The organism is Patescibacteria group bacterium (genome assembly GCA_041661505.1).
Taxonomy (GTDB): Bacteria; Patescibacteriota; Patescibacteriia; order Patescibacteriales; family JBAZCA01; genus JBAZCA01.
The window spans coordinates 1-12,159 of the sequence record JBAZUF010000008.1; the positions used below are offsets into that span (position 1 = coordinate 1).

The 12,159-nt window shown below is 43.9% G+C and carries 8 protein-coding genes and 1 tRNA gene; 1 reads left to right on the forward strand and 8 read right to left on the reverse strand.

The features are described 5' to 3' along the window. Window positions 1-1,888: AAA family ATPase (locus WC715_05855; GenBank protein MFA6171941.1), on the forward strand; the 1,888-nt coding region annotated here is incomplete at its 5' end. A 119-nt stretch (window positions 1,889-2,007) separates the two neighbouring features. On the opposite strand, the gene WC715_05860 is transcribed toward WC715_05855, so the two are convergent. The 8 genes from WC715_05860 to WC715_05895 form a co-directional block, all read right to left on the reverse strand. Further along, window positions 2,008-4,815 (reverse strand): hypothetical protein, encoded by a 2,808-nt coding sequence (locus WC715_05860; protein ID MFA6171942.1) that lies wholly within the window; start codon window positions 4,813-4,815, stop codon window positions 2,008-2,010. Window positions 4,816-5,012: 197 nt separating this feature from the next. Further along, window positions 5,013-5,086 (reverse strand) — tRNA-Ala (locus tag WC715_05865). Between the two features lie 39 nt (window positions 5,087-5,125). Continuing rightward, window positions 5,126-6,346, reverse strand: a complete 1,221-nt coding sequence (locus WC715_05870) for a pyridoxal phosphate-dependent aminotransferase (GenBank protein ID MFA6171943.1) — start codon at window positions 6,344-6,346, stop codon at window positions 5,126-5,128. A gap of 105 nt (window positions 6,347-6,451) precedes the next feature. Then, window positions 6,452-7,552 (reverse strand): peptidoglycan bridge formation glycyltransferase FemA/FemB family protein, encoded by a 1,101-nt coding sequence (locus tag WC715_05875; GenBank protein ID MFA6171944.1) that lies wholly within the window; start codon window positions 7,550-7,552, stop codon window positions 6,452-6,454. A gap of 5 nt (window positions 7,553-7,557) precedes the next feature. Next, a complete protein-coding gene (locus tag WC715_05880) occupies window positions 7,558-8,793 on the reverse strand; it encodes an aminotransferase class I/II-fold pyridoxal phosphate-dependent enzyme (protein ID MFA6171945.1) in 1,236 nt (411 codons plus the stop codon). A gap of 17 nt (window positions 8,794-8,810) precedes the next feature. Continuing rightward, window positions 8,811-9,251: a hypothetical protein gene (locus WC715_05885; GenBank protein MFA6171946.1), complete on the reverse strand. Its 441-nt coding sequence runs from the start codon at window positions 9,249-9,251 to the stop codon at window positions 8,811-8,813. 26 nt (window positions 9,252-9,277) lie between these two features. Further along, window positions 9,278-10,228 (reverse strand): transglutaminase-like domain-containing protein, encoded by a 951-nt coding sequence (locus tag WC715_05890; protein MFA6171947.1) that lies wholly within the window; start codon window positions 10,226-10,228, stop codon window positions 9,278-9,280. After that, on the reverse strand, window positions 10,225-12,141 hold the full coding sequence (locus WC715_05895; GenBank protein ID MFA6171948.1) for a glycosyltransferase family 39 protein: 1,917 nt from the start codon (window positions 12,139-12,141) through the stop codon (window positions 10,225-10,227). Before WC715_05895 ends, WC715_05890 begins: the two co-directional genes overlap by 4 nt. Window positions 12,142-12,159 lie beyond the last annotated feature (18 nt).

A 12,159-nucleotide genomic window follows, 5' to 3' on the forward strand; every position in this document is an offset into this window, starting at 1 on the left:
CGATCTCCGGGGAGAATTTGAAGAGCGTTTAAAGGCGGTAATTAAAGAAGTGAAATCCCAGGAGGGCCGGGTAATCTTATTTATCGACGAACTGCATACTTTAGTCGGCGCCGGGGCCTCGGAAGGGGCGATGGACGCTTCGAATATGCTGAAGCCGGCTTTGGCCCGCGGCGAAATTCGGACCATAGGCGCTACTACCACCAAAGAATACCAAAAATACATTGAGCGCGACGCGGCCTTGGAGCGGCGCTTCCAGCCGATTTATATTACGGAACCCAGCGTCGAAGACACGATTGCAATTTTAAGGGGCATCAAGGAAAAATACGAAATCCACCATGGCGTAAAAATTACTGATGACGCGATTATTTCCGCCGCCATTCTCTCCTCCCGCTACATTTCCGACCGATTTTTGCCGGACAAGGCCGTTGATTTGATTGATGAAGCCGCTTCGGCCCTGCGGATGGAAATCGATTCTTCTCCAGCCGAATTGGACAATTTGCACCGGGATATAAGGAGATTGGAAATTGAAAAAGCCGGATTGGCCCATGAAAAAAAAGCCGGGCAAAAAATAAAAGACATCAACCGGCAATTGCAGGAAATCCGCGAGCGCGCCAATCATTTGGAATTGGCCTGGAAAAATGAAAAAGAAATCATTTCCGGCATGCGGGCCATCAAGAAAGATATCGAAGATTTGCGGTCGCAGGCGGAAATTATCGAAAGAAAGGGCGATAACCTTACCCGGGTGGCCGAAATCCGCTATTCAAGGATTCCGGAAAAAGAAAACCAGCTAAAAGGGCTGGAAAATGATTTAGTGCAAATGCAAAAATCCGGACGCAGGCTTTTAAAAGAAGAAATCGACGACCAGGATATAGCGAAAATCATCTCGCGCTGGACCGGAATCCCGGCTTCCAAGATGCTGGAATCGGAAAAAGAAAAACTGACCAAAACCGAAGAGGAATTAAACGGAAGAGTGGTCGGCCAGGACGAAGCGATTAAAGTAATTGCTAATGCCCTGCGCCGGTCGCGGGCAGGCATCTCCGAAGAAAAACGGCCGATCGGATCATTCCTTTTTGTCGGGCCGACCGGAGTCGGAAAAACCGAGCTAGCTAAAGCCCTGGCCTCTTTCATGTTTAACGACGAAAACGCGCTTATCCGCGTCGATATGAGCGAATTCATGGAAAAGCATTCAGTGGCTAAATTTATCGGCTCGCCTCCGGGCTACGTCGGGTATGAAGAAGGCGGCCAGCTTACGGAAAAAATCCGCCGCCGGCCATATAGCGTAATATTATTCGACGAGATTGAAAAGGCTCATCCGGAAGTGTTCAATGTTTTGCTCCAAGTTTTGGATGACGGGCGCCTGACTGACGCCAAGGGCCGCATTGTTAATTTCAAAAATACGATTATTATCATGACCTCTAATTTGGGCAATGAAGTGATCAAGGAATATACTATCGGCTTTTCGGCCGACTCGGATGAGGCGGATATCGATAAATTTTCCAAAAGCCGCAACAAGGAAATGAAAGAAAAAATCGACCGCATTCTAAGGGATAACTTTAAATTGGAATTTTTAAACCGGATTGATGAAATAGTGATATTCAAAAGCCTGACCAAAGTAGACTTGATGCGGATTGTCGACCTGGAACTGGACAAGGTTGAAAAACGGCTGAAGAATAAATTGATTACCATAAAAGTCGGCAACAAGGTAAAAAAGATGCTGGCCGATAAGGGGTATGATTTGACTTTCGGCGCGCGTCCCCTAAAGCGCGTAATCCAAAACCAAATTTTAGACGAATTAGCTATGCAGATTATTGAAGGAAAAATCAAGGAGGGCGATAAGGTCAATATTGATCTGGGCGTCAAAAACGAAGTGACAGTCAACGTAAGATAGCGCTAGGCATTGCTTTAAAAAGCCAGATTCCAGGCTTAAACTCTGCATTAAAAAACATCCCGCTAAATTGGCGGGATGTTTTAATTATCATCATTCTAAATTGCGCTATAAAATCTATTTTAGTTCACGATTACTGTAGCCGAACCAGTCGGATCACCGTTTATTTTTGGCGTAAGCTCCGACACTTCGCCTTTAGCGGCCAGATCGATAAAATATACCTCGAAAGTTCCGGGCAATACATCGGAATCGGCGTCAACATAAACATCAAAAGTGATTTCTTCGCCGCTTTTAACGAGGGCGTTGCTCATGCCCAGGCGGTTAGCTCCGGCCACCGGCTTGCTAATATTTCCAATCTGGTAATTATCGCTTCTTTTAACAATCTTTAAATTAGAATAGCCCAGGCTATAGCTGAACCCGGCATCGCTCGTAACTATCGTAACATTTTTCAAAGACACATCCTCAACGCCTTCGTTGGCAACGCTAAAGGAGGCGACAAGATTTTTCTTTTGGCCGGCGGCCGCGCTGCCGCCGCTTTTGGCATCGATTTTAATTTGCGAGACGTCGAAGTAGACAGAGTAGCTTTGAATATTAATTCCCGAAACCGTAGCCGGAATGCCGGACGTATAGCCGGCGGCGGTGATTTGGTTTAGGGCCATCTGGGTTTCGGAAACCCTTAGATCGCTTACCGTGTCGGCAACTACTTTTAATTCATAACGGTTGCCGGCCCTTACCTTATAATTAAATCCGTTTATCTCAAAAGCCGCCCCGAACGGAGAGGCGATTACTTCCCCGACTCTCGCGCCGTTAATGTAAGCCCTTAAATTACTGAATCCGTTTTCATAGCTCACTAATCCCGAAGAGGCGCCCATGGCAAAAGTTATGCCGTTTATCGCAACGTCTTCGCCGGCTGAAGTCTCAATAATAAAGTTGGCGATCGTAATGCCTTTTTGCCCCTTGATATAAGTAAGCCCTTTTAATTCTTTATTGGGATAAACGTAAATAGCCGATTTAGACACAGTTAATTTCACTCCCGGCGCCTCGACCTCGTCCGAATAGATAAGGCCGTTCTCTCCGGAATAATTGATTTTAGACAAGATTGCCTGGTAATAATCTCCGGCGTTGGCGTATTGCGGAATATCGGTTATTAAGGTAACAACCAGGGTCTTTTTCGCTTCAATCGCGACCGGTATCAAACTGACAGCGGTTTTACCCGCGCTTAACTTACTGCCTTCAACCGATCCGTAAATTTCCCCGGTTTCGTAATTGGCTAGAAATACGGTTGAATCAAGGACCGGGGCCTTGGCGCTTTTAGTTAGCTCAAATTCCAAGCTTTGAAGGCTTATTTTTTTATTGTTATTTCTTATTTCAAAATTACCGATAATAACGCCTTTTTCTTTGGAAAAAATGTTTTTACTTGCCTTTAAATCCTTGGCTACAACACCAAGATATTCCCTTTTAATATTAAAGGTCTCGTCTTTGGCGGTTATTTCGGGGTTAATGGCATAATCAAGGCTTTTTCCGAATACCGAAGCGTCTATTACGTTAAAATTATAATTTTTACCTTCACCGTCAGCGATATCGGCTAAGACGGTAAAGGCGTCCTTGGAGTATTTTGATATTTCGTAATCGTCAAGAATGAAAGTTACGCTGGCGTTTGCGTCCATAGCGCCAGCCTGGGCGAGGATTTTGCCGTTTTTATTTTTGAGCTTAAAATTTTTAAGAGTTTCCGGCCTGGCAGTGCCTTTATTTTTTAGGATTATTTTTTTTATCACCAAGCTGTCGTTTTTTGAAGTTTCGGAAACCGTAAATTTTGCCACGACCTGTTCAGTCGCGCCGATAATTGCCTGGGAGTTATATCCGGCTAAGCTTTCTTCGGCGACAGTGGCTTTAGGAAGCAAAGTCCCGGCTTCAATAATATTGAATCTGCCGGACGCTAAAGGAAAATTTCCGGAGAATTTAACGTTCGAGCTGATATAGTCCGCGCTATTTACGGCAATCTGTAAAACATGCCCCTGATTTATTTTACCGCCGGCCAAATCAAAATATACTTTTAATTTAATAGTTTGCCCGGGGAGAATAAAGATACCGGAATCGGATAAATTAAAGCTTATTTTTCTTCCGTCCAGTGAATACGGATTATCATATTTAGTTCCGGCTTCGTTAGCCAGGTAAATATTCTTTATGTCTTCAGCCGAAGCCGCGCCTTTTAAGTCAAAAACGATTTTAGAGATTTTCACCTTTTCCTTTATGTTGGAAGTAAGGCCGAAGACTCCGACCAGATTATCTTTAGTATTAAAAATCACCACGCCGTCTTTAGGCGAACTGTTGTCTGGCGTTATGGTAAGTTTTTGAGGCTCCGGCGCCTTTTCTATTTCCGAAGAGGAATCTTTGGTAGAAGAAACATTATTTATCAATTCATCCAGGCTGACGGTTTTGTAGGAATTGAAGTCCAGATTGGTTACCGTTAATATGCCGTCCCAGTCAAACCCCAGGTAATTGAATTGCGCTTCGCTTTCTATTAGAGCCTTTTTCGATCCGTAAATATAATAAACTCCCGGACTGCCCGCGGTTTTTATCAAATTAGCGGCCGCGAAAGAATCAAGCTGTGATTGGCTGACGGTCTTGATATTGCCCCATTTATTGCCATAAGACAAAAACGCGGCGGCGCTGGTATAGGATTTTTTCAGCCCGCGCTTATGGTCAAGATAATAAACCGTAGTCCCGGTCTTTGTCTTGGCTTGCTTGACGTTCGTTCCTAGTCCGCCGGCAGACAGCGCGAAAGGCGCCGAAACGGCTAAGATAAAAGCCGCTGTAAAAACAACCGTGGCAATTTTTGCGCCGGTTAATAATAAGCCGCCGTAATCGCGAATAATTCGATTCTCGGCTAGGTTTGATATTTTTTTGGCTAAAATTGAATGTTTTTCCATAAGATACGATTCTTCACCTTAAACAGATAATTCTAGCATAAATGGTAGAGTTTGTCAACTCTATCAAAAAAACCTCATTCAGCGAGGTTTTCTTTCTAGTATGCGCAATTAATTGTGGACTTGGCGAGAATCCCTGCCTGCCGGCAGGCAGGAAACTCGCACTCCTAGAGACCGAGCGCAACAGCGAATTACTAATTTGGTGGACTTGGCGAGAATCGAACTCGCGTTCCTGCAATGCGAATGCAGTGTATTGCCACTATACGACAAGCCCTGATCTTACTGTCCTCTGGCCTAGCATGCCCAGCTCTTTTCACTCAATCCCATAATCTTTGCAGTACTTTTCGATCCGATCTAAAGCGGCGTTAATATCTTTTTCGCTTCTCGCGAAATTAAGGCGAAAATGCCCTTCCCCGGACGGTCCAAAAGCAAATCCCGGAACTGTCGCCACTTTAACTTTATCAAGCATATCACAGCAGAATTCCCAGGAGTCAACAACTTCGCGGCCCTTTTCATTTTTCACTTTTTTGGCATTCGGGAAAGCTTCGGTTATAATTCTCGGAAAAATATAATACGCGCCCCGGGGCGTAACATAACTGAAATATTTTTTTAGCTTATCAAACCTCGCGCAAATTAAATCCCGCCGCTTCTTAAACTCAACGTTAAAGTTAGTAATGTTGTCTTCGCACCCTTCCAGGGCGCCCATCGCGGCAAACTGCGAGATTACCGGCGCGCAGGTAACCAAACAGTCGTGGACTTTCAATATTTCTTTTACTACCTTGGCGTCCGAATGCAAAAACCCGATTCTCCAGCCGGTCATGGCGAAAAGTTTAGACAAGCTGAATACGCGGATTATTTTTTCCCTGATCTCGGGAATCTCCGCTAAAGAGAACAGCCGGTCGCCGCCCAAAAACTCCTTTTCAAAAACGAAATCCTTATATAATTCATCGGTGATGACAAAAATATTATGCTTTTTAACCAGCTCGGCCAATTCCAGAAGCTGTGATTTGGAAAATACTGTTCCGGTCGGATTGTTCGGGTTGGAAAAAAGTATGGCTTTGGTTGTCGGAGAAATCGCCTCTTCAATATTTTTTACTTCCAGGGTCCAGTCATCTTCGTGGAGCGGAACGTATTTGGGCCGGCAACCGGCTAAAACGATCACTTCCCGGTAAGAAGTATAAGCCGGCTCGGGAATGATAATTTCATCGCCCGGGCTGGTGATAGCCATGATCGTCGCGGTTAAGGCTTCAATCGCTCCAGCAGTAACAATAATCTCGGTTTCCCAGTCATAAAACATGTTTTCCTTTGCCAAATATATTTCGAAAAGCTCCCTTAATTCGGCTAATCCCGGCGCCAATGAATATCGGGACATCACTTCATTTTTCAATTCTTTTTCCACCCGCCTTTTAATAAATTGCGGGGTATCAAAACTCGGGACCCCTTGGGCCAAAGAAATCGTATCAGGATATTTGGAAGCTTTAAGCTCCATTTGTTTTATTACTGATAATCTTAAATCCTTAATCCTCTTAAACATAGCGTTTTATATTTATTTTATTGTAAACAATTAATTTATGAATCATCAATATTCCGGCTCTCTTGGCTCTATTCCCGATATCCTAGCACCAAACTCGAATTTTTGCTAATACCCTCGCTTCATGGTTCTAATTTTTTCAACTATATAGTTTAGCCAGTACCGATTGGTTAATTTATAATCCTGGGCGTGGAGGTAATTTTCCGGATACCCCCCGAATCCTTTCTTAAACAGCGTTAAGCCCTGCCAGGGATGATTGGGCGCGTCCGGCGGCGCAATCCCCCAAAAATTGTAGCCTGAAAGCCCCCGGCGCCGGGCCTCGCGAATCGCTTCCCATTGCAGGAGTTCTGAAGCGGTAATGCCCGAACTCCCCATCCGGATTGAAGCGCCGTGATGATAAAAAGCCATCTTCCCCGCAAAAATTATTACGGCCGCCGAAATTATTTTTTCCTGGTAGTAGGCAAAAAACATCAAAGCCTTATTGTTCTTTTCGAAAATCTCAAACTCTCTCATTATATAATTTTCCGAAAAAGGGACGAATTTCTGCCGCTGGGCCGTTTCCAGATACATGCCGTAAAAAAGCTTAACATCTTTAGAATCGCGCGAAGTGGCAATTCTTACCCCGTCTTTTTGGGCTTTGCGGATTGAATAGCGGGTGCGCTTTTTCATGCCGGCTAAAACGCTTTCTTCACTCCCCTCAATATCCAGTATCCAGGCATTTTCCGGGTGCATCATATGAATCGGAGCGTTTCGGTATCCGTATTTAAAAAACAAGCCTCCCATCTCTTTCGACGCCGGCGCGAGCGAACTTACGCGGATAAAAGAAACTTTTTCCTTTTTGCCAAGCTCTTTTAAATACCCGTCCAATGCGCGAAATTCCTCTTCGTTTTTCCAGCCGACTGACGGGCCGTGAGGACAAAAAAGAAAAGCCCCGCGACGGGCGGAAATTTTATAGACCAATGCAGTTCCCCGCAGTTTTTCTTTTAATGGCTTTACGCTTGGCGCTTCTATATCTTCGTTCACTTTTCCTCCGGCAATGGCCCCGCTCATCCTTTCGCTTCCGTAAACCCCGAGGCGCGTAATCTTATAGCCCATCATTTCCTGCGCCCTTCCCCACTCCCAGGTTTGTAAAAACGTGTGGGGAGAAAAATTATCCTCGAATTCCTGCCATTCTTTTTCGTTTTCGATCTCTCTTATTTCCAGGGCCATATCAATTATTTTTCCAAAAATGAATTTACCAGCTTAGCTATCTTATCGGCTTGGCTTTTATCAACGCCGCGCCCGGTCGGCAAGTTTACGATTCTTTCGGCCATTCGCTCCGCGCGGGGGCAGCTGCCTTTTATATAACCGGTTTCCGCCAGCACAGAATCCCGCGGGGCGATGACCGAATTATACCAGTCTCCCAAAAGGATGTTTTTATTTTTCGCCGCGCGCATTAATTCTTTGGGATTGTCAAGGAGGATCGGATACCTTAAAAAAATACATTCGTCCGTCCCTCTGGCCGGCTTTCCGGAAACTATAGCCAGCTTAAGGCTATAATAGCCGGCGATTTTTTTTCTCTTTTCATTTATCTTATCAACTTCTTTTAATTGATTCAAGAGTATGGCAGAAAGCGCGTTTGGCAGGGCGCGGCCGAAAGCCTGGTCTTTCTTCCCGGCTTTCTCTTCCGGGGTAATGATTTTATTTATGACATTCAATTTTTTTGCCAAAGCCAGAATAGCTTTACCGATTATTATTCCGTAAAGCGCCTTGCCTATGTAAAAAACCGGGTAATGCAAAAGGTGCTGGATTATTATTTTCCCAGGCATCGGTTTTAATCCGGCTTGGCAGTCTTTTAGCGCTTCTCCCAGGTTATCGTTATTAGTAATCAATGCTCCGCCCCGGATGCAGGATAGAATTTTGTCGCTTCCAAAGCTAAACATGCCGATATCGCCGAAAGTACCGGTTAATTTCCCGTCATGTTTTGCTCCGAAAGAATGGGCGCAATCTTCGATAATTTTTAGGCCATGCTTTTTGGCCAATCTCATGATTAATTCCAGGTCAGCGGGCAGTCCATAGGTGTGCTGAACAATCACCGCCTTTACCTTATCCGTAATTTTTTTTTCCAGTTCGCGCGCGTCCATATTAAAATCATCCGCGATATCAACATACACTGGCTGGGCGCCCGTCCATCTTATCGCGTTTACCACGACAACACAGGTGTAGGCTTGTACTATAACTTCGTCGCCTTCTTTTATTCCCAAAGCTTTTAAGGCAAAATACAGGGCTGTCCGTCCGCTGTCAAAAGTATAGGCGCTTTTAAAGCCAAAATATTTTTTCAGTTCATCTTCCGCCTTCCGGGGATTATCGCCTCTTGATAAACTTCTCCACTTCCACGGAAACAAAAGCCAGCTTAAGGCTATAAGCGTGTCTCTTCCGGTTAAGTTGGGCGAAAATCCGGTGAATATCATAAAATCGCGGGTTTCTTCTATTTATAAATCCTTCTGGCCGCTACAATACCCCTGATAGCGGCTGCTAAGTTTTCCAGTTTCTCACCTAAATCTTTATCAGGAATATTTTCAAGTTTACCGCTTTTAATTAACGGGCTAAGCGCGAAAATATGGATATAAACCGAATAAAGTAAATGGTCAATTTCAGTTCTTCCGCCAGCTTTTTCTCTTATCTCTGAAATTTTCTCTCCCAATTTATCAATATTAATCCTATTGACAAATAGATTTCGAAACTTTTTAAATTCTTCTTCCGGATCATCCAAATCTTGCATAAGATCTAAAGCATTGGCGATTTCTTCAAACGCATCCATTAATTTTACAAATTTCACTTCTATTTTTTCGCTTTCAGGCTGGGCGCCTTCCTTTTGCCTAAACGGAAGCACTTTTCGCGTATTATCAGGAAATTTTTCATTGGCCATATTTTTTGCTCATTTATTATTAATAATTATGTAATAAAAATATTTTTACTCTGGACTGATTTTTCCCCTTTATTGGACTTTATCAAAGGATTTTGCAAAATGCCTGCTCTAAAGTTCAGGGCGCCAATCGTAAAGCTTAAATCGCAGCCTTTTGACATGATCATCCGGTCGCTTCCGATTTTTCCAAAGCCGCCGAACTTTTTCGTCCGTCCTAGTTTTCTAAGCTGTTCGGTCGCCGGATCAACCGGAAGCCAGGTTCCGTCGGGGAGCATAGATTCGGCCCAGGCGTGCATGGCGTTATTTTCATACCCGGCCCAGAATCCGGATACAATCCTCGACGGAATACCCGACGCGATAGCCAAAGAAGTATAAAGCGACGCAAACCCGCCGCAGTCCGTTTCCGGATTGGCAATGGCGTTAAGATCAGAATACAGCCCTTCAATTGGCCGGCCGTATTTTAAATTGCCAGCCACGTATCCGTTTATGGCTTTCAGTATTTTTATCACATCCCCTTCCTGGCCGGTTATTTTTTTTGCCAGCGCTTTGATTCTTCCGCCATCCGGATGGATAAAATTATTCGCCCGGCAATACAGCTTATAGTTTTCGTCCTTCTTGTAATTATCAACGTTATGTTCTTTATCCTGGATTCCTAAACTTGGATTTGCGCTTACAGTAAATTTTTCTTTAATTTCGATTTCTTCGTTTTTCTTCATTACCAGCTTCCAGGCCGCGTAGTTATTGCCGTAAGCGCTTTCAGCTCCGGTTATGGCTGGCGGGACGTTAAATTCCGGCGCATTAGCTATTTTCTGGCCGCCGATGGCTTCCGGAACCGGTAAAACTACGACCAGCTCATTGTTATCCTCCAGGCTTTTTATCTTGACCGAAAATTCCGCGTTAAAAGTCTGCGGCTTTAAATAAAACGGCTGGCCGAGTTTTTCTTTTAAGGATAAAATTGTATTGGCAATAATTTTTTTCATGGCTTTGCCGGCGTAGAGCCTTCTGTTTTTATAGCCGGCGCGGTTTTTCGCGGCTTTATTTTCCGCCTCACCTTCGGCGCCGCCGCTACTTTATCAATTGGCTCTATTTTATATAAAGTAAAATCTTTGGTGATTTTTTTAATTTCTTTCATCTTCAAATTGGCTTTTCCTAAAATCCCGTTGTTTAAATATTCTACCGCTTCCGGCTTATAGGAGAAATTATAATAGTAGAGGGGCAGATAATCGGCGATATGCGCGTATTCGGTAATCATATTCGGATCGTCAAACTGCCCCATTACTACTTTCCGCTCCGGAAAAAAAATCTTATCGTGATAACGGGTGATGATTACGGCGTTATTTTCCGTTAACCCCAAAACCTGGGCATATTCGATTCGGGAAACGAGCCCTTTATAATAGGTCGGGACTAAGCCCTCTTCAGAACCGAACAAAATAAAATTGGCGTATAGGCTTGTAAAAAAAACAACGGCCAGCCCGGTTAATAAACTTCTAAACAGGGAAAATAACCTTTTTGTTCCGCCCAAGCCAGTCTTAAATATATTTGCTTTTTCCAGCCAATCGATTAAAAGTTTAGGCGCGTCAATAAGTTTGAAGAAAAGATAAGATACGAACGGAATGGCGCCGAGATAGACTGGAAGCCAATAGCGGGTGTAGGAATTGCCGATAGTCGCGGCTTGGCGGTCGGGATTGTCGTAAAACTCCCAACTGCCATAGTAAACGATCAAAACGGCCGATAAGAACAGGTAGCCGAGAAGATAAAGGATATGCTTCTTTTTAATTTTTCTGAAGTGTAAAAGAAACAAAAGCATGCCGGCCAAAGACGGCCAAAAAAGCCAGGGAAACATTTTCACGTAATACAAATTAAAAATTTTTAATGAGCGCGGCACATTCAAGCCAAAACTAAAAACAGCCCTTTTTATTTCGCCAGCCAGCCCTCTCGCCTTTACGGCCGAACCTTTAGCCAGATCAGGAACGCTTTTAGCCAGCTCTTGGCCGGACATCGCTACGGTTTGGATTGACTGGTTCATTTCCGGATAACCGCCCCGGATTGGCGAAGAATAAAGTATATAATTATTGAATAGCATCGGGGAAAGCGCCAAGCCGAAGAAGCAGATCCAAATAACTAGCCGCGGAATTCCGAACCGCCAAAAATTAAAAATCCAAATCATTCCGAAAAGCGGACCCAGCCATAAAAGCTCTGAACTTCTGGCCGTAACCGCTAAACCGATAAAAAGCCCGCCCAAACCAGCTAAGAGCAAATCCTTAATACGGGCGGAGTCTAGCTTTAAAAATTTCTCTCTTAATTTGGCGCCGGCTTTTTCATGGCTATTATTATTCTTATTTTCTTTTTCCTCCTTTTTCGGAACGGATTTCAGCGTATAGTAAAGGCCGATGATTAGAAATACGGTAAACAAAACGTTATGGAACATGCTCCTGGCCGAGTAATAAAAATAAACCGGGAAAACCGCCAGTAAAAACGCGGAAAAAATTGCCGTCCGCCGGGAAAAAAACATTTTCAAGAACAAATAAAAATAAATTATTCCTATGGCGGCGAAAATCGGCGTTAAGTAGCCGATAACTTTCCAGGTTGTAAAGCTGGCGATTTTGCCGTAAACTAAAGGCAAACCAAGGAAACTTACCGGCTTCAGAAATCCAAAATCGCTTCTAAAGCTCCGGGGGTGGATTATGTCCTTGGCGTATAAATTGTATTTTTCAAAAATGCTAAACTCTCCATTCTGGGCGTAGAGCTTGGAAAAAAAATAATTAGCAGTCTCGTCCGGCGAAGACCATTTTACAAATCCGCCTTTTTGCGACAAATAGATATAAGAACTGGCGCAAGCAAAAAAAACTACTGCTAAAACCGCCAGGATTAGCATAATTGTCCTTGTTTTCATACTGGTAATATTCTAGCA